Genomic DNA, 18,845 nt, shown 5'->3' on the forward strand with positions numbered 1-18,845 from the left:
TTAGATATTTATAAAAGAAATTTTATGAATTTTACTAAAAGTCAATGCCCATATTGCGGTGTTGGTTGTGGTTTAAAAATGAAGTCTAAAAGTTCGGTTTCTGATGATAAATGGTTAGTAAGTGGAGATAGGGATAGTCCTTCAACTCAAGGTAAATTATGCGTAAAAGGAGCAACAGTATGTGAGACTCTAAAAGATGGGAGATTAAAAGAACCACTTTATAGGAAAAATTTAAATGAAGAATTTAAAGAAATTTCCTGGGACGAATCATACGAAATTCTGAAAGAGAATATTTTGAGTTCTATAAAAAATTATGGACCTGATTCAATAGCTATGTATGGCTCAGGTCAATTTCATACTGAAGATTATTACGTAGCCCAAAAGCTTCTCAAGGGAGCAATAGGCACAAATAATTTTGATGCTAATTCAAGACTATGCATGAGCTCAGCAGTAGCTGGATATAACAGAAGTTTTGGCTCTGATGGCCCACCTTGTTGTTATGAAGATATTGATCATTGCTCTTTAATTTTATTAATAGGGACAAATACTGCAGAATGTCATCCCGTTCTTTTTGATCGAATTAAAAAACGTAAAAGAAATGTAAATGATAATTTAAAAGTAATAGTAATTGATCCAAGAGAAACTGAAACTTCATCCATAGCAGATTTTTACTTACAAATTTCTTCTGGAACAGATCTATTTTTATTCATTGGGATTGCGAATTATCTTTATAAGAATCAATTAACTGATCAAAATTTCATTGATAAGTCGACCGAAAGCTATTTTGATTTTGTAAAACATATACAAAAATGGGATTTAAAAAAAATAAGTGAAATTTGCAATATATCCGAGAAAACAATTATTGATATTGCAAAATTATGGGGAGCAAGCAAAAATGTTCTAAGTCTTTGGTCGATGGGTTTGAATCAAAGGCAAGAGGGTACAGCAGCAGTAAATGGGCTAATAAATCTTCATTTAATGACCGGCCAAATAGGCAAAGAAGGTTCTGGTCCTTTTTCCTTAACTGGCCAACCAAACGCTATGGGTGGGAGAGAAGCAGGAGGACTATCGCACCTTCTTCCAGGATATAGGTTTGTAAAAAATAAAATAGATAGGAATGAAATTGAAAAAATATGGGGGTTCCCTGAGGGAAAGATATCTGAAAAACAGGGTCTATCTGCATTTGAACAAATAGAAGCTATAAAAAAAGGATCTGTGAAAATTTGGTGGATTGCAGCTACGAACCCTTTGGTTAGCATGCCTAATTTAAACTTTGTAAAAAAAGCACTTTTAAAATGTCCTTTAATTATCCTCAACGAATCTTATGAACAAAGTGAATCAATTAAATATGCTCATCTAGTGTTGCCGGCAGCTCAATGGAGCGAAAAAGATGGTGTTATGACAAATTCAGAAAGAAGAGTAACCCTTTGCCCATCTTTCAGAGAATCGAATAAAAATTCAAAACCAGATTGGCAAATATTTGCTGAATTAGGACAGAAGATAGGCTATTTCAAACAATTTGAATATGAATCTTCATCGGAAGTTTATGATGAATTTTTAAAAACTACTACAAAAAGATTATGCGATATGAGCGGATTATCATATCAATTATTAAAAAATCATGGTCCTCAACAATGGCCTTATCCTAAAGGCAGCGTACCTAGTACATCTTCAAAAAGATTATATGAAGATGGTTATTTCCCAACTGAGACTGGCAAAGCAAATTTTTGTATTGATGATCCTATAGGGTTGGCTGAACCCCCTTCAGATGAGTTCCCGCTAATTTTGACAATTGGAAGATATCTAAGTCAATGGCATACTATGACAAGAACTTCTAAAGTTCAAAAACTTACAAAAAAGAATTCAGAACCGTTATTGGAAATTAATTCTAAAGATGCTTTATCTTTAAAAATCAAAAATGATGAAATAGTAAAAATTAAATCCAAAAGAGGGGAAGTTCAAGCAAAAGTTCAGATTACTGACAAAATTAAAGCAGGTACAGTTTTTTTACCAATGCATTGGGGTTTTAGTCAAAAAAATATGTGTGAAGTAAACTCTTTGATGCATGAAAAGTCATGCCCGATATCAAAACAACCGGAATTAAAAGCATGCTCAGTAATAATTGTTCCAAACTAGGCAATAATCTTATTTCAGAATCTCATCAAATGCTCTATCCAAATTGTTGTGTTCATGACTTGGTCTAACTAATTTGCAAAAAGCAAATCTATCTAATTCGTTTAAATTTCTCCATTTTTCAACTGAAATATTAATTCCCCTTGCTAGTGCCGATTTTAAAACTTGATCAGGAACTTTATTTTTATTTTGCCAAGGTTGATTAATTGAAATTTCTATTTCTTTTGCTTCTCCATATTTTGAATTAGATGTAATTTCTTTTAAAAAAGTTTTTAAATCAATGAGATCGTTTTTTGAATCTGGCCAATCAACTATCTTATTTTTTTCAATTAAATTAAAATCTTGCCAATGAGTAAGTTTTAATTTTATTCCAATTAAATCAAGTTTCCTTCTTACACATAAAGGAATGCATCTTAAGTCTTTAATAAAATCATCCTCGAAATTAAAATAATGATTTGATTGACTGTTAACCAAAATTAAATTGATATTTTATTAATAAATTAATGCTAAGTATAAAAAATTGATATTAGCTTTATTAAAAATTTTATTTTTTGTATTATTGAATAAATTGCTTAATGGAAATGGATAAATCTTTAACTCATATTAATAAAAGGGGAGAAATGAACATAGTTGATATTTCAGATAAAGTAGAAACTAAAAGAGAGGCTTTAGCAGAAGGATATATTTCTTTAAACAAAGAAATATTAGAAAAAATAAAAAATGAAAAAATTAAAAAAGGTGATATTTTTGCAGCGGCTAGATTTTCTGCAATAAATGGTGCAAAAAAAACCTCAGAACTTATTCCTCTCTGTCATAATTTATCATTGAATAAAATCACAATTGATTTTGAAATTTGTGAATCAATGAAAGCAATTAAAATTATTGCTTTTTGCAAATCTCATTCTAAAACAGGTGTTGAGATGGAGGCTCTTACATCAGTTTCAGTTGGTCTTCTCACTCTATATGACATGCTCAAAGCTTTAGATCCTTTTATGACTATTGATAATATTCGCCTTTTAGAAAAAAAAGGTGGTAAAAATGGAATATTAAAAAGAAGTTAAGTACTCACAATAATGGGAATTGATATCAATAATCAGGGTCTTCATTTAAACGATGCTATTAAAAAAATCTTGGAAGAGATGGATACTTTAATAGTGAATAATGAAATTTTACATAAGGAAGAGATCAATTTAGAAGAAGCACTTGGAAAAGTTTCTATGGAGGAAATCTTATCTGAGGAAGATATGCCAGGTTATAGATCATCAGTTATGGATGGATATGCGTTAGGTGAATCAACTAAAGGGAATAAATGGAAAATTGTCGGAGAGTCTTTTCCCGGAAAGCCATTTAATGAACTTCTTAAAAAAGGTGAAGCTTTAACTATTAGTACAGGTTCATTTGTGCCAGATAATTGTTTTTCTGTGATACCTCAAGAACAAGTTTCATTAGAATTTTTAAACGGAAATGAGTATATTGTTAAAAAAGAAACATCATCTAATAACTCTTGGATTAGAGAAAAAAATGATCAAGTATTTAAAGGTGAAATATTAATCAAGAAGGGGGTAAAGATTACACCTGGGATTTTAAGTAAATTAGCAAGTTGTGGGATAAAAACTATAAAAGTTAGTAAAATTTCTAAATTAGGTTTACTAATTACTGGAGATGAACTTATCAAATCAGGAACTGCAAGAAAGAAAGGAGAAATATGGGAAAGTAATAGTATTTTGATAAAATCAATTGCAAAAAATCTTGGATTTGAAATTAATGAAATTCATATAGAAAAAGATAATTATCAAAATATTAAAAATTCTCTTAGAAATATTTCTGAATTTAATGATGTGGTTATTTCAGTTGGTGGGATATCAGTGGGCAAAAAAGATTTTTTAAAAGATATTATTAACGAGATAGGAGAGATTAAATTTTGGAAACTATTTTTAAAGCCAGGAAAACCCTTTGCTTTTGGATTGATAAACAAAAAAATTCCTTATTTTGGATTACCTGGGAATCCCGTTTCGGCAGCTATTACTTTCATTCAACTTGTTTGGCCCGCACTTCAGAAACTTGAAGGAATTACTAATGTTGAATTCCCTCTTAGGATTAAGGTTAAGCTGAATTCTGATTTGAAAAGAAGAAAAGGGAGACCTGAATTGCTTAGAGGAAAACTTATCGTTAATGAAGAAGGTGAATTAATTGCAGATATTTCTGAAGAACAATCCTCATCAAAGATTAGTTCAATATCTAATTCAGATTTATTAATAGAAATACCCTCTGAAATTGATTTTTGTCAAAAAGGAAATTTATTATGGGCACAACTTTTAAAAAATAATTTTTTATAATTCAAAGCCTAAGTCAGTATTCTTTTTTACCCATGAGGATCCTTTGAAAGTCCATTCTTTTTTCCAAAAAGGAACTTTGTATTTTGTAAATTCAAGTATTTCTTGGAGATATTTATTAGCAATGCCTCTATGATTAGCACTTACTGCTATAAAAATAATAGGCTCGTAAGGGTAAATGAAACCTATCCTGTGCAAGAGAAAAATAGATAAATCATCCTCTTTTTCAGCAATTTTCATTAAATATTTTTTAATATAATTTTCGGTCATTCCTTTATAATGAACAATTTCTAGTTTCTTTAAATCATTTCCAAATTGATCAAAGGGCCTTACTCTACCAATAAAAAATGAGTTTGCTGAATTTTTATTTACCTTTTCCCAAAGTTCGAATTCTTTATAAGGATTAAAAGTCTCTTCTAGGATTTTAAATTTTATTCTTAAATTATCCACCGGTAAACATTGGCATAAATGCCACCTCATCATCCGGATTAATCATCGCATCCATATCTGTAATTTCTTGATTAATAGAAACGATAATATTATCTTGCGGTAAATTAGAGTTAATTAAATTCCATAAAGAAAAAACCTTCATTTGAGACCCTTCAATTGTAAGAAATTTTTCATTCCAACCTAGATCTTCAGCGATACTAGATAATAAAACCACCTTAATTTTGTTAGATTTTTCAGTTTCCATCTATAGTGATCTAGTAACTAATAGTTTAATTTTAAGTGGTTTCTATAGCTTTGCTTACTGTTTCTGATACTCGTAACACAAAAAATGATGAGAGTGGAAATTATCTCCTTCACGAGGCTGAGAGATCAGGACACAATGTCGTTGATAAGAGAATTTGCAAAGATGATATTTATTTAATTAGAAAATATACAAGCGATTGGATCTCAGATCCAAATATTGATGTGATTATTACTACAGGTGGTACAGGAATTACAGTCAGGGACGTTACTCCTGAAGCTATTAGACCTTTATTGGATAAAGAGATTGATGGTTTTGGGGAGACTTTTAGATTTTTATCATTTAAAAAGATAGGAACTAGTACTTTACAAAGTAGGTGTATTGCGGGGTCTGCAAATGGTAAGTTTTTATTCGTTTTGCCAGGATCTAAGGATGCTGTTATGACAGGTTGGCAAGATATAATTTCTTATCAACTTAATGAAAATACAAAACCTTGTAATTTAATAAATCTCATTGATAAGTTAAAAAAATAATTCTCTGGTTTATTTATTTATTAGAAATTGATTTGAGATCAATTTTTGATTTTTTATGCATTTAAGTAGAGAAGGATCTTTTATCTCATTTTCTAATTTTGATAATTGTTCAAAACTATTATCATTCCAAATGCTCCCTAAAGAAAAAATTGCATATTTAGCGATTTCTAATTCTTTATTTAAAGAATATTTATAGAGTAATTTGCAAACTATTTCGCTTTCTCTTCTTTTTAAAATAGAGATTATCTTGTAGTTGATTTTGAAATCATCGTAAATTTTTATTTGATCAATAAAAGATAATAATATTTGATCAGTTAATTGATGAGCTTTGAAATGAAGAATATTAAGACCTGCAATCCAAAAATCTATTTCGCAAATATCGAATATTTCTCTAATTAATGTAAGTTCGATTTCTCCTCCCCAGGGCTCTAAAGCATTAATTATATGAATATTTAACTTATTATTAAGATAAAGATTTTTTAGTAAAAGATCTTTTGCATTTTTTTCATTTGTTAATTTAAGGGCCTCAATAAATTCAACTTTAAGGCCAAATTTTTTTATCATCTTTTCCAGTAAAAAATATCCTTTCCTTTCTTGCATTCCTATCTTTTCCGCAATAACTTTACGAATCTCAAAAGATAATTCCAATGAATAGTAGGAAAATAGAATATCAAGATCTAATTTTTTTGAACCTAATCCATTTAAAACTTCTAATATTTCAGTTTCACTTTTGCTCATTAATATATTTTTAGGTTTTTAACTTTGCATTAAACTTGTTGATTAAAATTTCTTTGATTAAATTATAAATTTCATGTTTACTAACTTTTTTAAATTCAGTTTCGCCTAAGGTTTGCAGGTGATCTTGTCTCCCTCCAATACTGACATTATAGCCATCCTCAGTTCCACCTCCCTCTTTTTTTACCTTTGTACCAGTCATGCCAATACCACCCATATGAGCTTGTCCACAATTATTTGGACAACCTGTCCAATGAATTTTAACCTCCTCTGATAATTCAAGTTCTCGATCTAATTTTTCAGAAATATTCCTTGCTATATCTTTGGTATTTGCGAGAGCAAAGCTACAATATCTACTCCCTGTACATGAAACTGTACTCGCTGAAAAATGGGATGGATTTAATTTGAATTTATTAATAATTTCTTCATCACCAAATTCTTCTAAAATATTATCTTTCAGGCCAACAATAATTAGATTTTGATCTTCGGTTAGTCTTACTTCACTTTGTCCATATTTTTCACTTAGTCTTGCAATTTCTTGTATGTCTTCTACACATAACCTCCCTACAGGAATATGTAATCCAGCAAAGTAAAGATTATTTTGTTTTTGTTTATTAATCCCAAATAAACTTCTTTGTTTTTCGTTGAAAATTGAGCCTGGATCGTTCGACAAAGTTCCAAATTTTTCTTCTACAAGTTCTCTAAATTTTTCGATACCTATAGAGTTCAAATAATATCTAAATCTTCCTTTATTTCTTAGAAATCTATCTCCATTATCTCGCCAAAGGGAACAAATAATTCCAGTTATTTTGCAAATATCTTTTTCTTCTACCCAGACATCTAGAGGTAGAGCATAAGCATTCAAAGTTGCTGACAATATTCCTCCTACCCAGACACCAAAGCCTAATATTCCATTTTTAAAAACAGGATGAAAGATAAGATCATTATGTAGAAGAAAATTATCTTTTGCTCCTGCAACTGCAGTATTCCACTTCCTGGGTAAATTCGAGAATTCCGGGTTCCCATTACCAAAATTTGTTAAGTAATTTTCTAATTCAGAAGTATATTTTCTTGTATCTATAATTTCTTCAGGATCAATTCCCGCTAGTGGATTGCCAGTAACATTTCTTGGATTATCCATTCCAGACTGAACGGATGTAATATCAACCTCTCTAAGTCTTTTAATAATATCTGGTAGATCATTTATCAAAACCCCCCTTAATTGAATATTTTGCCTAGTTGTTATATCTGCAGAACCGTCTTCTCCGTATCTAGCAACTATCGACGCGATTACTCTCAACTGATTAGAGTTTAAAATTCCATTGGGAACTCTAAGCCTCATCATAAATCTTCCAGGAGTTTTTGGTCTCCAAAAAAGGCCATACCACTTTAAGCGCATTTGCAAATCTACTTCATCCATCTCTTCCCACCCTTTAAGAGCATAATCATCTAACTCTTCAAAAATTTTCAGACCATCTTTCTCCGCCTTTTGCTTTTCAATCTTATTTAATTTTTTATCATTTAAATAATATTGCATATTAATTTTTATTCATTTATTTCTCTAAAATTTTAGACAATTTAATGTTTCCTCATATACAAATGTCAATAAATATTGATTATTTATTTTTGAAACCGAATTCCATATTTTAGGAAACTCTTAAGCTCATAAAAACATAAAGGCTTTTTCTTGGCCGGAGCACTTATCCGTAATTATGAGATACTTCTGTCCAACCTTTTTGGTGAAGTTCGTGCCACTTTTCCCAGGCTGACTCAATGTTGAGTTTTTCAGAGGATTTGTACCCCCCTGGTTCTCCAAGATGATTTGTGTAGAAAAGATGAGTATGAATTTTTAAATTAGGTTTAGGAGAATTTTTGCATTCTTCGAAAAAGATCATTCTGCTGCCTTCGGGATTTAATAGACATCCGTTTGGCATGCTAGTGCTACAACCAAATGAGTAATTAGGCTTCATGCTTTCACATTAAAAGACTATTTGAGCGTTAATACATTTGTACTATAAATTAGATTCTTTATGTTTTGTTGTCAATCATTTTAGGGCAATGTACTTATTTACTAATAATTATTTTGTTTTTTAATAAATAAAGATAATCTTGTGGAGCTTATGAATTACAGGGAAGATTTAGAAATCAAACTACAAAAAGTAACACTTGCGATACAGGAGGTTGTAGAGGATGTCTATAAAACCGAACAAGAAAAGCAAAAAATTATTGGCAAACTGATTGACTTTAAAGAATCAATAATATCAAAAGGTATTGAACTTCATATTGATTTAGAAGCAGCCTAGAAATATTGCATATCTCGTGAATATTTAATAACTTTTAGAATATTGGTATTTACAAAGAAGGTTTATCTATCAAATGCAGCCTGGAACTTTTGAATTATTGATTCTAGTATTTATCTTTTTAGGTCTTCAAGCTTGGTGGATTATCCCAATAGTTAATAAGAATAATAAATTAAATAAGAGAGGTAAGGATCTAAGAGAGGAAATTAAGCAATTAGAAAAATTATATAAAAAATAACTATGATTTTTCTCAAAGTGGTTCAGTCTGCAGGAGGATTGAACTTTTATGAAGAACAGCTGTAGTGAGATACGCCTCCATAGTTAAAATACTTGCTTGGCTTTAGTCGATTATATTTTTGATCTATTTCAGAGGGTTGTTCTAAATATGGATTGCTAAAGACATCTTGTAACTCTTTTATTTTTTTATAATTTCCTTTTTCAGCATCATCATATGCGTGAACGACCATCCATTCGCGCCAAGTATAGACTGGATTAAGGGATTTCATTGAAGCCGATTTCGCTTTGATATTCCCCTCTTTATTCAAGATTGATCGCCAGTTTTCAAGCCATACTTCCCACCTATTATTGAGCTCATCATTAATTGGAAAATAGAAACTGTTTTTTAAAGAATCTAAGTTATCAGGTATTTCAGAGAGTTTACGGAACAAAATTGTATAGTCTGCTTTTGAAATGACCATAAGATTAAAAAATTCATTTATTAAAGTTTCGCTGTAATGTTCTAAACCAAGCTTGTTTGCCCACATTTTCTTCAATTCTTTGTTCATAAATTCTGAAAAATCCTTTTCGATTTGTTCTAACTCTTCTTGATCTTGAGTGCTTTCTGAAAGTAACGGACTAAGAGAAGAACAAAATGTTTTAAAGTTGATTGCCCCAGCAGAGGGTTGGTTAAAAAATGAGAAATGTTCACCTCCACCTGTCCAAGGTTGAAATCTTGGATCAAATAATTCACAGAATCCAAAGGGTCCATAATCCAAGGTATAACCTCCAGCAGCACAATTATCACTATTGAAGTTACCCTGGCAATAACCAACCCGCATCCAGTTGGCTATAAGTGATATAAGTCTTGATCTGTATAAAGAAGCCAGTTTTATTACCTTACTTTCAATTGAAATCTCATATTCAATTTCATTTTTATAATTTCTATCAATAAGATGTTGAACTATCATCTTTAGTTCATTGAGGGCCTTATCATGCGCATTGTTACGAACGCGTCTTGCAAAAAGTTCAATCTGGCCTACACGTAAAAATGATGGAGCGACTCTCGTAGTTATTGCCGCTTGATTATCAATCATGATGTCAGGTTCAAAATATCTGGACCCTTTGGAATACCACGGTCTTCTAACTATTTCTGAACGTGAGACAAAAAGTGTTAAAGATCTTGTGGTAGGGATTCCCAAGGAATCCATTAATTCCTGTGCAAGAAATTCTCGAACGCTAGACCTTAAGACAGCTCTACCATCTCCTCCACGACAGTAGGGAGTTGTACCTCCTCCTTTAAGTTGCATTTCCATTCTTTTACCATTGAATAAACCTTCAAAAACAGAAATTGCTCTGCCATCTCCATAACCATTACCAGTACCAAAGGGACATTGTTGGGTATATTCAGTCCCGTAAATTGATAATGCATAACCTGTTGCCCAACCAAAAGGTCTCATTGGATAATTAGCAACAGAAATATCACCTGAGAAAAAACGACAAAAATTCTTGTCTTTAGTAAGATCTGAGCTTAGTCTTAGTTCTTTAAAAAGTTTGTCGCTATGGGAAATATATTCTGGTTCTGGAATAGCAGTTGGAACAACTGGTACGTAATGACCTGAATATACTGAACGCGGCTTATGATCATTTCCATCTTCTGTTGATTGAGGATCTGCTTTAAGAGAATTCATAAAAGAATAGTCAGATAGTTGAGAAAATTCATAAAAATTTTCTGTAAGCTTTCCTTTTGATGAATCAGATTTTGTTGGCATCAAATTTGTTATTTATTCTTATAGGCGTTCTAATTTCTTTAAATTAAACACCTAATTGTATCTTATATAGATTTTATTAGGGATGGCTTTTTGGCTATAATTTTGAGATTAGATAGAAATGAAAAATTAATATTTGCCAAAAAAAGTCTGCAGTAAAACATTTTTAGGAAAAAGATTTAAAATCTAAAAAACATCTTATTTCTACTATGACTATTGAAACGACTATTCTTGATTTTCAAATAAGTAATACGTTTGAACAATATGAATCTCATATGAATGCTGAGGAACAACAGTCTATGTTTAAAGAAATGGGAGTTAAAACATTTTATATTGGTAAATCATTAGATGATCCTCAAAGGGCAACTGTAATTTTTCAAGGACCAGAAAATGTTCTATATGATATTTTTATGAATCCTGAAACAAAACCTATTGTTGAAGCTTCAGGCCATATTTATAAGGGTACAAAAATATCTCGTTGGATTTCTTGAGAAAATAAATCTTTTATGAATTATCAACTTTTAATTGAATCATATTCTTTTGGGACATCCCTTTCTGATCAAGAAATAGAACTTTTAAGTCTTGAACTTGAAACTCAAATAATGAACATTAATATATCAACACAATTTGGTTGTTTTAATTCGGCTCCCTCCCATATTTGCGAAGGTCTTAATTTAAAAAAAGATACTTACTGGATAATGTGCCTTGCTGAAATATTAGATTTACACAAGCCCCCCAAATTTGGGAAAACGAAAAGTGTTGAGGTTTTCGATTTACTTCTTGAAAAAGGACTTGTTATTGGATAATTATTTAATTATTTGAGTATTAAAAAAATAAGTTGTTTTTTCTTTATTCTGATAGCATTAATCTAGGGTCAGTTAAATAAATGAAAGATTCTACTGAATTGATATTGGGAAATATTATTAAGCTAACCAGATCAAGTGAAACGAAATTTAAACTAGGAAATTTTAAAGGTGCAATAGATGACAGAATGGAGGCTAATGCAATATTGAAATCCAAATCTTGTAATGAAAAAATTATTGAAAAATATAGAGAAGAATTATCTAGATTGTATTCCTCAAAATTTGATCTTATATTCGATCATAAGCTGAAAATTGATGAAATAAAGAGAAATCAAATAGTAAAAATGCTTGAACAAAAAAGTAAGAAAAAATTAAAAATTCTTGATTATAAAGGAGCAATAAAAGCCTTTAGAAGGGCAGAAAAATATTTTTCAAATTAAAATCAATATAAAACTAAGAGTTTTTATAAGACAATTCAAATTTATAATTTTGAAAATATAAATAATGAAAGGGTTGATTTTTTTTTCAGAATTCGTTTCTTTAAAGATATATCATTTTTAGTACTACTCATGGTTATGCCCCAATCTACCTTGGAAAGCTTATTATTTTTTTTGATACTTTCTCTTGTTGCAACTTACATTGTTAATTTAAAGTATTCATCAAAACTAAAAATACAGAAGTAGTTTCTTATTTATCTTTTGTCTTAATTAGATTTATTTCCTTGGATCACTCCATGTCTCTTTGTATAACCAGCTCAAAAAAGTAAGAGTAAGTATATTACCAAATGCATAACTTATTCCTAATAATGGGTCATAAATATTGGCAATAATTGTCGACATAATAAATATTATTAGCCCTGCGATAGCCAAATCCTGAATAGGCAAATCTTTTAAATTAATAGAACTAATCATTTTATCATTGTAAATAATAGATTAAAAATTATAAACCCACATACAGAATTATTTACTTATTGGTTTTTACTTACTTTGAGTTCTTTTAAGAGAAGGATTAGATTATCATCCTATTTAAAAATCTTTATTTACTAAAAACTTTAAATAAATATATAAATTAAATAAACAATTTATACACGAGAATGATTTATTTATATCAATTTGAGATTGGGAAAAAAGATATAGTTTTAAGAGTTTGTTTTTAAGAATTTGGAAAACTTTAGTTATTATGAATATCTTAATTCAATCTCATTTCATCCCCCGGTGATGATAATAACTACATTAGTTTTCTTTTATATAAGGAGAAAAATTTTGTTGAAGGGTGAAAAGCATTAGTAATTTATTTGATAAATGTATTTTTTAAAGAGTCGAAAATAAAATAAAGAAAGCAAATTAAGAAAACAATTACATATATAGAATCCATTTAACTAACTAATCGATGTAATAGAACTACTTAATCCATAAGTGAGAAATATAAAACTTGCAAATGTTACTCCAATCATTACTGTTGTATAGAGTTTATTTAATGTGAAATTATTGCTTGATGAAAAATCTGCCACAACTAAATTTTTCATTGAATATTTATCCCTACTTTTGAAATTATTACTTTTAACCAAGCTGCCTAAAATGGGTTCGGTTGAAATATTCAATTCTTGATTGATAACTGAATTTAAACCTTTATCTTCATTAAAGAATTTTGGGAACATATAAGTATGCCACAATGTTATTACTGCAAACCAAAAAAGAAGGCTTACACCTGCTATTCCAAAAAGTAAAAATCTAAAATTTTCCATATTTTTTTAATTTTTTAATTAAATTAAATCTACATCAAACTAAATATTCAAATATTTTTATTTAAAAAATATACTTAAAAAAAATCAATTAATCATAATTGGTTGTGATTAATGATTAAAAATAATGTTATTAAGTGTTTTTGTATAAATATAAGTTAATGATTTAATCAATTATTAATTTTAAAAGGTCAAAATAATTACCAAATTTATTATTACTTTATAGAAATGGATTTTAGAGTTTTACTTGTTATTACACCAATAGTATTTTCATGGATATTTACAGTTTTTTGGTTAGGTAGATGGGATGTATTTAGATTGACACCACTTGGACTACCTAAGAAGGGAGTTGCTCCTTTCAAAAACTTTCAAGTTTGGGAAGATTCTGCACTAGTTCCTGATACAGGCAGACCAGCAGAAGGTTATCCTGTATTTACAGTAAGAACTGCAGCTGTAAACGCTTTAGGAATCCCAACTGTTTTCTTTCTAGGAGCAATTTTGGCAATGCAGTTCAAATCTTATTAATTAGGTACTTTGATGGATATAAGATTCTTTATTGTTGGAGCCCCCTTCGTAATTGCCTTTTTCTATACCTTATTTTGGCTCAGAAAATGGGGTGCTTTTAAATTGTCTCATGATATTTTGTCAAAAAAAATGACTTTAAAAAATCAATCAGCAGAGCAAAGTTATATTTTGCAAAATATCTTTTTAACAAAAAATTAAATTAAATTCATTTATTTTATTTACTAAATTGTCATGATTCCAATAGAACAGTATTTATTTTTTGCAGTTTCTCTTTACGCTTTTTTTCATCTTTCAATAAGAATAGTAAGTGCCTTAATTAGCTTTTCCTAAATAAAATTACATAAAATATAAAACATTTATTTGTATAAAATTAATCTTTCTAAATTAAGAAAACTATTATATAAATATAGAAGTAGATATTAGGGCAATCTACTAGCCGTTAGCTTTGATAAGTACGGTTTGTAATGAGAACCTTCCTTTAACCTCATTTTCTTTTTCGCAATCTTAGAAAATGAGGTTTAAATATTTTTAGAATAGAAAATAATATTAGGTTAGAGGTCAGTATCAAAAATAAACTCTTTCAATTAAAAAAATATCTATGCCTTTGTATATTATTTACTTTTAAAAAAATAGTTTTTTATTTATAAAGAATATGTAGATATTTGGCGCATCTGCAACGGTTTACAATCCGTCTTTATGAACCTAGCCAAAAAAATATTCCTAACTACGTTTTAGTTATTTTAGTAGTTAGGAATATTTTTATTAAATATTTAAATTTTAGAGAATTTATCTCATTAATAGGAGAATTTAATGATTAATGAATTAAATAAAAAAGGTACTTTAGAAAATATTTATAGAGATTTAGAATCTGGGATGCCAGAGAATAAATCTATAAAGGAGTATGCCCTTCCTAATGCTAGGCAATGGTTAGGAGGTAGATTTGTTGCTATATGGGTTTTACCAATTTATTTCATTAGAAAGTTTGCAAAGTTTTCTTCCTCATCCGCTTTTGTTAAACCATATTCTCCCTCTGAAAATGGTCCATCATATAAGCAACCAGAAACACTATTTACTGCTTTGAGGAATGTTTTTAAGGGTGAAGATCATTTGAGATTTTTTGATCATAGATTTATTGGTATTTGGGTTTTACCAATTGCCCTAACTGGGATAGTTTTTGAAATATTATTAATAGCTCCTACGAATAACACTACACCTTTTAATTAATTATTTCTAAAATCTATTATTTAATTTTTAGAATAACTAAAATTATATTATTTTTCTTCTAAAGTTCTATTTATAATTACTTAAAAGATTAAGATGAAATTGTTTATATTAGAATTATTTCTATTTAAAATTAGATAGTTTCAATAATTGAGAATGCTTGACATACCTCTTAATATAGAAAAAGTAGTTCATTCTTTATGTCTAGGCAAATAACAAAAGTAATTTCTTTTAAAATTGAAAGTACATTTGAAGAATGGGTAAAAATTTTTGATAGTAAAGAAGCAGATCTAAGACATTCTGAATTTGATATTAAGCCACTATTTAGAGGATTCAGTAAAGATGATCCTAAAAAAGTTATTTGTATAAAGCAGGCTCCTGAAGGAAATATTCAAAAGTTTGTTCAAGCAAATAGTGAATGGATAAAAAGTCACAAAGTTGATTTCTCAAGCATGGAAGAGTCATCTTGGATATGAATCAGTTTAGAATTGCTAAAATAATTATAATTTTTTCATCATTATCTTATTTGTGTATTACATTTTTAAGAAATTATAATTCTCCAGAAAATATAGAAAAAAGATGTATTCTTAAATTTGAAAAAGATTTTAAAAATCATTTGGAAACATCTCATGAAGAATGGAATCAAATTTTAGATTTAGCTGATAACAATTATTTAAAATGTATGGGAATACCTCTGTATTAATTATGGGAGAGGCAAAGAGAAGAAAAAATTTAGGTATTCCGCCTAGAGAAAAAAATGAAGACATAAAGTTTCCTCAACTCGATAAAAAAGCCATACAGCAAAAAGTTAGGTCCACACTATATAAATATCCAATAATACCTTTTCTTTTTTATGGAGTCGCCGTAGTGATCCTAATCGGAGGTTTATTTTATGTTTTTAAATCCTTTAATATTGCTTAATTGATAGGGTTGTGAATTTTGATATTGAAGACTCTTTGTAACCATTATAAAAAAAATTTTTAAGGATATTAAATTATCAAAAATAAATGTGTAATGAATTATGAAAAATAATAGATGATAATTATTTACGATTGACACCATCTTGAGGTGCAGTAATTTTAGATTAAATTAAAAATATTTATGAAAAAAATAAATAAAAAATATGCTGAATTAATGCGTCAAGCTGATAATGCAGTTGGAAGAAAAGAAGTAGTTAGTTTATTAAAAAAAGCTGCAATGATAATGTCTAAATCTGAGGAAAACTTAGCTGCTTAAGTTAGAAAACTATTTTATTAGGATAAATAAAACACCATAAAGAATGATTGATGAGGATGCTGCCATAATGATAAATGGTAGTATCATGCCTGAGTTTAACCATCTTAAAAGTCTAATTTTTTTGTTAATTACTCTTGGCATCTTTTCTAAATCCCTTAATTGCAACTTAACAAGTAAATAAATGGTGTAAATGATTAATTAATCTTTTTAAATAGAATTCTTTGGCTATTTTGGAATTAAATTTTCTAAAAAAAATTATTATAATAGAACTCGGATTTTTTTATCCTGAGAGAAATTTTTAGGTAATTAATACCTTGTATTCTTCAAATTTCTAATGCAAGATTTAGAAACATTAGATTTCTAAATAATGATTGAAAATTTAAAAGATAGCCCTGAAGAATTTGAAGATTATGATTCAGAACTGCTACTTAAGATTCTAAATAAGAGATCACTGGAGTATAAAAAAGGTGATGATAAAGAACTATTTTAGATGAAAATTGGAAAATTAATTCAAAAAATATGAGTAATATTATTCCTTCAGATAATTCAAATTTGAAAAGAATATTATCAGATATATTCCCAAATAAAAAAATAATGATTCATCATAATAATGATGGGTCGCAAACAATTTTCTTATCTTAATTTGCGTATTATTAAAAGCTTATTTATACAATTTATGCAAATTTTTTTGTGAAAAATTAGTAAAAATTACTCTCGCGGAATTTTTTTGAAGATGTTATCGTTCATTAACGTTCATCCAAGTTTATTTCTCTGGACGCATGATATGGGAGTAGGGAACGGGATTCTCATTAACTGCAAAAGACTATGAATAACCTCTTACAAATAAGAGAAAAAATTAAAAGAGCCAATAGGCTACATGAAGCCCAACTTTTGGCAACTAAAAGTGGAGAAATTACCCAATACAGAAGATCCGTCTTTGAAGAAAGAATCAGGAAAACACAAAAAGAAATCAAATTGGAAGATTCAAAAAATTAGATTCTTTTTTGAAACTGATCAATTAAGAGGGGGTTTAATCCCTCTCTTTTTATTTATAAAATTAACGTAATTATTTATTTATTTTTTAGATTATGGATTATTAAAAATTACATAATTTTGATGCTTTTACTATTGATTAAATTTATATAAATGGCAAATTTAATTCAGTAATTAAGAGGTAAATAAATATGTTTAAAAAGAAAAATAAACAAATTAAAACCTCACCCAATAAATCAAATTTAGATCAAGTTTTATGGTTTATAGAAAATTATTTGCCCCAAAAGAAAGATAAAGGGGTTCAAAAAAAATTGTATATAGATAATCTAGAAGAAGAGACTATTAAGATATTTTCAAAATTAGCCTCTACACGTTCTAAAACATTATTACCAACTACAAAAAATACGACAATCTCTTTTACCTTTGGTAATTGGGCCTTGCCTTATCTGAAATTGCTTAAGAAAATAGGAATAGCTAAGTAAGAAAATTGTGATCGGCTAGAACTAGATTTATCCCGCAAATAAAAATAATTAAAGATTAAAAAGTCTCAGAAAGTTCTTTTCGAAATTTAAGGAGGAATACTTACTTTACATAAAAAATACAATTGCTAAGTTTAAGATAAGAGATCTATTCATTAATGTTTCTAAATTATCTGCCTAGTGAAATGGTTGAAGTTGTTGGTTTGACAATGATTTTTTCATTTCTAGTTGGAACTATCTTGATTTTGTTATTTACATCAGATCAGGCAAATACAAAAAATCTATATTTAAAGAAGGCAAAATAAATTTTAAATAATTTGTTTATCTATAAAGGACCTCTGTTTTGAAAAAAGTTAACTCGCAGGTGTAGAACATAATTTTTAATATTGATACATATACAAATTTAAGATTATGGGCGAAGCTAAAAGAAGAGAAGAATTAGGATTGCCACCTAGACAAAAAAATGAATTAAATAAATCTGATAGGTACTTTTCATGGCTTCCAATTACTAAATCAAGAATTAAGAAATACCCTTACATGGGTGTAGCAACAATGGCACTGGGAGCGATAATTTTCTTAGTAAGTGGAGGCGCAAATAGTATTAATTAGTTTGATTTTGGCTTGGCTTAGAATATATCTAAGATTTTTTTTGTAATAGTTTAACGCCAGATATTATTGAGATTATTGAAGATATACCAAGAAATATCGAGTAAAAAGGTTGCATATTAATAATGCCAAAATTACCCGTATGCCATTTTATTAACCAAAAAGCATCTACTCCTAATGGTTGAAGAATACTATAAATAGTCCCAGATACAATAGTAATTAGTAAGGGGATTGCTGAAATCGCGGTTATTTTTCTGTGAATTTTTCTTTGAGTTGTTTTTAATTTTTCCATTTATTTCCTCAAATAGATATGTAATTCTTTTTCGTTTTTGCATGGCATCCATTTATCTTGATTCTTATGTATTCCTTCGCAACCAAGTTCTAAAGATCTATTTTCGGCCTCCTCTTCAGAATGAAATGTACCCCTCATATGTGCATGCGAATAACTATTTAAATTTAGAGATAAGAAAAATAAAAAAAATAAAAATTTATAATTTCTAAGAAAAATATGCATTATTTCAAATAAGTATT

Annotated in this window: 31 protein-coding genes; 20 read left to right on the forward strand and 11 right to left on the reverse strand. The window is 28.7% G+C overall.

All coding sequences use genetic code 11. From position 1 onward, the window contains the following. Nucleotides 1–24 precede the first annotated feature (24 nt). Nucleotides 25–2,136 carry a molybdopterin oxidoreductase family protein gene (locus tag EV02_RS00260; protein WP_032520549.1) on the forward strand — a complete coding sequence of 704 codons (2,112 nt, stop codon included), beginning with the start codon at nt 25–27 and terminating at the stop codon, nt 2,134–2,136. A gap of 9 nt (nt 2,137–2,145) precedes the next feature. Here EV02_RS00260 and EV02_RS00255 read toward each other — a convergent pair whose 3' ends face one another. Further along, the gene (locus tag EV02_RS00255) at nt 2,146–2,607 is read right to left on the reverse strand and encodes a nitrate reductase associated protein (protein ID WP_025926746.1); all 462 of its coding nucleotides are present in this window, start codon (nt 2,605–2,607) and stop codon (nt 2,146–2,148) included. Between the two features lie 107 nt (nt 2,608–2,714). Between EV02_RS00255 and moaC the strand changes: the two genes are divergently transcribed. Both moaC and EV02_RS00245 read left to right on the forward strand, forming a co-directional pair. Next, nucleotides 2,715–3,194: a cyclic pyranopterin monophosphate synthase MoaC gene (gene moaC, locus EV02_RS00250; RefSeq protein WP_206537145.1), complete on the forward strand. Its 480-nt coding sequence runs from the start codon at nt 2,715–2,717 to the stop codon at nt 3,192–3,194. Nucleotides 3,195–3,206: 12 nt separating this feature from the next. Then, on the forward strand, nt 3,207–4,469 hold the full coding sequence (locus EV02_RS00245; RefSeq protein WP_032520380.1) for a molybdopterin molybdotransferase MoeA: 1,263 nt from the start codon (nt 3,207–3,209) through the stop codon (nt 4,467–4,469). On the opposite strand, the gene EV02_RS0109000 is transcribed toward EV02_RS00245, so the two are convergent. After that, on the reverse strand, nt 4,464–4,916 hold the full coding sequence (locus EV02_RS0109000) for a molybdenum cofactor biosynthesis protein MoaE (RefSeq protein WP_052043500.1): 453 nt from the start codon (nt 4,914–4,916) through the stop codon (nt 4,464–4,466). The two genes, EV02_RS00245 and EV02_RS0109000, sit on opposite strands and share 6 nt — an antisense overlap. Further along, the gene (locus EV02_RS00240) at nt 4,909–5,160 is read right to left on the reverse strand and encodes a MoaD/ThiS family protein (protein ID WP_032520381.1); all 252 of its coding nucleotides are present in this window, start codon (nt 5,158–5,160) and stop codon (nt 4,909–4,911) included. Before EV02_RS00240 ends, EV02_RS0109000 begins: the two co-directional genes overlap by 8 nt. Before the next feature lie 35 nt (nt 5,161–5,195). Here EV02_RS00240 and moaB point away from each other — a divergent pair, with 35 nt between their 5' ends. After that, entirely contained in the window at nt 5,196–5,690 is a 495-nt protein-coding gene (gene moaB, locus EV02_RS00235; RefSeq protein WP_032520382.1) for a molybdenum cofactor biosynthesis protein B, read from the forward strand. Between the two features lie 9 nt (nt 5,691–5,699). Here the strand turns inward: moaB and EV02_RS00230 are convergent, their stop codons facing one another. From EV02_RS00230 to EV02_RS00220, 3 genes are all read right to left on the reverse strand, one after another. After that, on the reverse strand, nt 5,700–6,428 hold the full coding sequence (locus EV02_RS00230; RefSeq protein WP_032520383.1) for a hypothetical protein: 729 nt from the start codon (nt 6,426–6,428) through the stop codon (nt 5,700–5,702). 10 nt (nt 6,429–6,438) lie between these two features. Next, the gene (locus EV02_RS00225) at nt 6,439–7,962 is read right to left on the reverse strand and encodes a ferredoxin--nitrite reductase (protein ID WP_032520384.1); all 1,524 of its coding nucleotides are present in this window, start codon (nt 7,960–7,962) and stop codon (nt 6,439–6,441) included. A gap of 163 nt (nt 7,963–8,125) precedes the next feature. Next, on the reverse strand, nt 8,126–8,395 hold the full coding sequence (locus EV02_RS00220) for a DUF1651 domain-containing protein (RefSeq protein ID WP_032520385.1): 270 nt from the start codon (nt 8,393–8,395) through the stop codon (nt 8,126–8,128). 150 nt (nt 8,396–8,545) lie between these two features. Here EV02_RS00220 and EV02_RS00215 point away from each other — a divergent pair, with 150 nt between their 5' ends. Both EV02_RS00215 and EV02_RS09675 read left to right on the forward strand, forming a co-directional pair. Then, the gene (locus EV02_RS00215) at nt 8,546–8,728 is read left to right on the forward strand and encodes a hypothetical protein (protein WP_032520552.1); all 183 of its coding nucleotides are present in this window, start codon (nt 8,546–8,548) and stop codon (nt 8,726–8,728) included. Between the two features lie 73 nt (nt 8,729–8,801). After that, entirely contained in the window at nt 8,802–8,963 is a 162-nt protein-coding gene (locus tag EV02_RS09675; RefSeq protein WP_193742657.1) for a hypothetical protein, read from the forward strand. A 46-nt stretch (nt 8,964–9,009) separates the two neighbouring features. Here EV02_RS09675 and EV02_RS00210 read toward each other — a convergent pair whose 3' ends face one another. After that, nucleotides 9,010–10,713, reverse strand: a complete 1,704-nt coding sequence (locus EV02_RS00210) for a protein adenylyltransferase SelO family protein (RefSeq protein ID WP_032520386.1) — start codon at nt 10,711–10,713, stop codon at nt 9,010–9,012. A 206-nt stretch (nt 10,714–10,919) separates the two neighbouring features. Between EV02_RS00210 and EV02_RS0109005 the strand changes: the two genes are divergently transcribed. The 3 genes from EV02_RS0109005 to EV02_RS00200 all read left to right on the forward strand — a co-directional run bounded on the left by EV02_RS0109005 (nt 10,920) and on the right by EV02_RS00200 (nt 11,953). Beyond that, a complete protein-coding gene (locus EV02_RS0109005; protein WP_032520388.1) occupies nt 10,920–11,201 on the forward strand; it encodes a DUF3764 family protein in 282 nt (93 codons plus the stop codon). A gap of 15 nt (nt 11,202–11,216) precedes the next feature. Continuing rightward, entirely contained in the window at nt 11,217–11,516 is a 300-nt protein-coding gene (locus tag EV02_RS00205; protein ID WP_032520389.1) for a hypothetical protein, read from the forward strand. An 80-nt stretch (nt 11,517–11,596) separates the two neighbouring features. Next, nucleotides 11,597–11,953: a hypothetical protein gene (locus EV02_RS00200; RefSeq protein WP_032520390.1), complete on the forward strand. Its 357-nt coding sequence runs from the start codon at nt 11,597–11,599 to the stop codon at nt 11,951–11,953. 273 nt (nt 11,954–12,226) lie between these two features. Here the strand turns inward: EV02_RS00200 and EV02_RS00195 are convergent, their stop codons facing one another. Continuing rightward, nucleotides 12,227–12,424 carry a hypothetical protein gene (locus EV02_RS00195; RefSeq protein WP_032520392.1) on the reverse strand — a complete coding sequence of 66 codons (198 nt, stop codon included), beginning with the start codon at nt 12,422–12,424 and terminating at the stop codon, nt 12,227–12,229. Nucleotides 12,425–12,891: 467 nt separating this feature from the next. Further along, on the reverse strand, nt 12,892–13,257 hold the full coding sequence (locus tag EV02_RS00190; protein ID WP_032520393.1) for a hypothetical protein: 366 nt from the start codon (nt 13,255–13,257) through the stop codon (nt 12,892–12,894). Nucleotides 13,258–13,482: 225 nt separating this feature from the next. Here EV02_RS00190 and psbF point away from each other — a divergent pair, with 225 nt between their 5' ends. The 11 genes from psbF (at nt 13,483) to EV02_RS00150 (ending at nt 18,317) form a co-directional block, all read left to right on the forward strand. Further along, on the forward strand, nt 13,483–13,779 hold the full coding sequence (gene psbF, locus EV02_RS00185; RefSeq protein WP_032520394.1) for a cytochrome b559 subunit beta, long form: 297 nt from the start codon (nt 13,483–13,485) through the stop codon (nt 13,777–13,779). A 12-nt stretch (nt 13,780–13,791) separates the two neighbouring features. Continuing rightward, nucleotides 13,792–13,977 carry a hypothetical protein gene (locus EV02_RS00180; protein ID WP_032520395.1) on the forward strand — a complete coding sequence of 62 codons (186 nt, stop codon included), beginning with the start codon at nt 13,792–13,794 and terminating at the stop codon, nt 13,975–13,977. A gap of 612 nt (nt 13,978–14,589) precedes the next feature. Then, the gene (locus EV02_RS00175; RefSeq protein ID WP_032520396.1) at nt 14,590–15,003 is read left to right on the forward strand and encodes a hypothetical protein; all 414 of its coding nucleotides are present in this window, start codon (nt 14,590–14,592) and stop codon (nt 15,001–15,003) included. A gap of 197 nt (nt 15,004–15,200) precedes the next feature. Continuing rightward, nucleotides 15,201–15,476, forward strand: coding sequence for a DUF3764 family protein (locus EV02_RS00170; protein ID WP_032520397.1), 276 nt, complete (start codon nt 15,201–15,203; stop codon nt 15,474–15,476). After that, on the forward strand, nt 15,473–15,703 hold the full coding sequence (locus tag EV02_RS00165; RefSeq protein ID WP_032520398.1) for a hypothetical protein: 231 nt from the start codon (nt 15,473–15,475) through the stop codon (nt 15,701–15,703). The genes EV02_RS00170 and EV02_RS00165 overlap by 4 nt, the downstream gene beginning before the upstream one ends. Next, a complete protein-coding gene (locus EV02_RS00160) occupies nt 15,679–15,921 on the forward strand; it encodes a DUF2839 domain-containing protein (protein WP_080724876.1) in 243 nt (80 codons plus the stop codon). Before EV02_RS00165 ends, EV02_RS00160 begins: the two co-directional genes overlap by 25 nt. Before the next feature lie 180 nt (nt 15,922–16,101). Then, complete coding sequence (locus EV02_RS09865) at nt 16,102–16,236, forward strand: hypothetical protein (protein WP_275040703.1); 135 nt, start codon at nt 16,102–16,104, stop codon at nt 16,234–16,236. 825 nt (nt 16,237–17,061) lie between these two features. After that, entirely contained in the window at nt 17,062–17,232 is a 171-nt protein-coding gene (locus tag EV02_RS09680; RefSeq protein ID WP_193742658.1) for a hypothetical protein, read from the forward strand. Between the two features lie 188 nt (nt 17,233–17,420). After that, on the forward strand, nt 17,421–17,711 hold the full coding sequence (locus EV02_RS00155; protein WP_032520400.1) for a hypothetical protein: 291 nt from the start codon (nt 17,421–17,423) through the stop codon (nt 17,709–17,711). A gap of 155 nt (nt 17,712–17,866) precedes the next feature. Next, the gene (locus tag EV02_RS09685; protein ID WP_187146050.1) at nt 17,867–18,013 is read left to right on the forward strand and encodes a hypothetical protein; all 147 of its coding nucleotides are present in this window, start codon (nt 17,867–17,869) and stop codon (nt 18,011–18,013) included. Between the two features lie 106 nt (nt 18,014–18,119). After that, on the forward strand, nt 18,120–18,317 hold the full coding sequence (locus tag EV02_RS00150; RefSeq protein WP_025933764.1) for a DUF2839 family protein: 198 nt from the start codon (nt 18,120–18,122) through the stop codon (nt 18,315–18,317). A gap of 28 nt (nt 18,318–18,345) precedes the next feature. Here EV02_RS00150 and EV02_RS00145 read toward each other — a convergent pair whose 3' ends face one another. Together EV02_RS00145 and EV02_RS0109015 are read right to left on the reverse strand one after the other, a co-directional pair. Next, nucleotides 18,346–18,606 carry a hypothetical protein gene (locus tag EV02_RS00145; RefSeq protein ID WP_032520401.1) on the reverse strand — a complete coding sequence of 87 codons (261 nt, stop codon included), beginning with the start codon at nt 18,604–18,606 and terminating at the stop codon, nt 18,346–18,348. After that, nucleotides 18,607–18,744, reverse strand: a complete 138-nt coding sequence (locus tag EV02_RS0109015; protein ID WP_032520554.1) for a DUF3721 domain-containing protein — start codon at nt 18,742–18,744, stop codon at nt 18,607–18,609. Nucleotides 18,745–18,845 lie beyond the last annotated feature (101 nt).

It is taken from the genome of Prochlorococcus marinus str. SB, assembly GCF_000760115.1.
Taxonomy (GTDB): Bacteria; Cyanobacteriota; Cyanobacteriia; order PCC-6307; family Cyanobiaceae; genus Prochlorococcus_A; species Prochlorococcus_A marinus_D.

What these genes read in the sequence shown, in the direction of transcription:
- EV02_RS00260 (WP_032520549.1), top strand. Translation starts at nt 25, where the DNA reads ATGAATTTTACTAAAAGTCAATGCCCATATTGCGGTGTTGGTTGTGGT.
- moaC (WP_206537145.1), top strand. Translation starts at nt 2,715, where the DNA reads ATGGATAAATCTTTAACTCATATTAATAAAAGGGGAGAAATGAACATA.
- EV02_RS00245 (WP_032520380.1), top strand. Translation starts at nt 3,207, where the DNA reads ATGGGAATTGATATCAATAATCAGGGTCTTCATTTAAACGATGCTATT.
- EV02_RS00240 (WP_032520381.1), bottom strand. Translation starts at nt 5,160, where the DNA reads ATGGAAACTGAAAAATCTAACAAAATTAAGGTGGTTTTATTATCTAGT.
- EV02_RS00230 (WP_032520383.1), bottom strand. Translation starts at nt 6,428, where the DNA reads ATGAGCAAAAGTGAAACTGAAATATTAGAAGTTTTAAATGGATTAGGT.
- EV02_RS00225 (WP_032520384.1), bottom strand. Translation starts at nt 7,962, where the DNA reads ATGCAATATTATTTAAATGATAAAAAATTAAATAAGATTGAAAAGCAA.
- EV02_RS00220 (WP_032520385.1), bottom strand. Translation starts at nt 8,395, where the DNA reads ATGAAGCCTAATTACTCATTTGGTTGTAGCACTAGCATGCCAAACGGA.
- EV02_RS00215 (WP_032520552.1), top strand. Translation starts at nt 8,546, where the DNA reads ATGAATTACAGGGAAGATTTAGAAATCAAACTACAAAAAGTAACACTT.
- EV02_RS09675 (WP_193742657.1), top strand. Translation starts at nt 8,802, where the DNA reads ATGCAGCCTGGAACTTTTGAATTATTGATTCTAGTATTTATCTTTTTA.
- EV02_RS00210 (WP_032520386.1), bottom strand. Translation starts at nt 10,713, where the DNA reads ATGCCAACAAAATCTGATTCATCAAAAGGAAAGCTTACAGAAAATTTT.
- EV02_RS0109005 (WP_032520388.1), top strand. Translation starts at nt 10,920, where the DNA reads ATGACTATTGAAACGACTATTCTTGATTTTCAAATAAGTAATACGTTT.
- EV02_RS00205 (WP_032520389.1), top strand. Translation starts at nt 11,217, where the DNA reads ATGAATTATCAACTTTTAATTGAATCATATTCTTTTGGGACATCCCTT.
- EV02_RS00200 (WP_032520390.1), top strand. Translation starts at nt 11,597, where the DNA reads ATGAAAGATTCTACTGAATTGATATTGGGAAATATTATTAAGCTAACC.
- EV02_RS00195 (WP_032520392.1), bottom strand. Translation starts at nt 12,424, where the DNA reads ATGATTAGTTCTATTAATTTAAAAGATTTGCCTATTCAGGATTTGGCT.
- EV02_RS00190 (WP_032520393.1), bottom strand. Translation starts at nt 13,257, where the DNA reads ATGGAAAATTTTAGATTTTTACTTTTTGGAATAGCAGGTGTAAGCCTT.
- psbF (WP_032520394.1), top strand. Translation starts at nt 13,483, where the DNA reads ATGGATTTTAGAGTTTTACTTGTTATTACACCAATAGTATTTTCATGG.
- EV02_RS00180 (WP_032520395.1), top strand. Translation starts at nt 13,792, where the DNA reads ATGGATATAAGATTCTTTATTGTTGGAGCCCCCTTCGTAATTGCCTTT.
- EV02_RS00175 (WP_032520396.1), top strand. Translation starts at nt 14,590, where the DNA reads ATGATTAATGAATTAAATAAAAAAGGTACTTTAGAAAATATTTATAGA.
- EV02_RS00170 (WP_032520397.1), top strand. Translation starts at nt 15,201, where the DNA reads ATGTCTAGGCAAATAACAAAAGTAATTTCTTTTAAAATTGAAAGTACA.
- EV02_RS00165 (WP_032520398.1), top strand. Translation starts at nt 15,473, where the DNA reads ATGAATCAGTTTAGAATTGCTAAAATAATTATAATTTTTTCATCATTA.
- EV02_RS00160 (WP_080724876.1), top strand. Translation starts at nt 15,679, where the DNA reads ATGTATGGGAATACCTCTGTATTAATTATGGGAGAGGCAAAGAGAAGA.
- EV02_RS09865 (WP_275040703.1), top strand. Translation starts at nt 16,102, where the DNA reads ATGAAAAAAATAAATAAAAAATATGCTGAATTAATGCGTCAAGCTGAT.
- EV02_RS09680 (WP_193742658.1), top strand. Translation starts at nt 17,062, where the DNA reads ATGAATAACCTCTTACAAATAAGAGAAAAAATTAAAAGAGCCAATAGG.
- EV02_RS00155 (WP_032520400.1), top strand. Translation starts at nt 17,421, where the DNA reads ATGTTTAAAAAGAAAAATAAACAAATTAAAACCTCACCCAATAAATCA.
- EV02_RS09685 (WP_187146050.1), top strand. Translation starts at nt 17,867, where the DNA reads ATGTTTCTAAATTATCTGCCTAGTGAAATGGTTGAAGTTGTTGGTTTG.
- EV02_RS00150 (WP_025933764.1), top strand. Translation starts at nt 18,120, where the DNA reads ATGGGCGAAGCTAAAAGAAGAGAAGAATTAGGATTGCCACCTAGACAA.
- EV02_RS00145 (WP_032520401.1), bottom strand. Translation starts at nt 18,606, where the DNA reads ATGGAAAAATTAAAAACAACTCAAAGAAAAATTCACAGAAAAATAACC.
- EV02_RS0109015 (WP_032520554.1), bottom strand. Translation starts at nt 18,744, where the DNA reads ATGAGGGGTACATTTCATTCTGAAGAGGAGGCCGAAAATAGATCTTTA.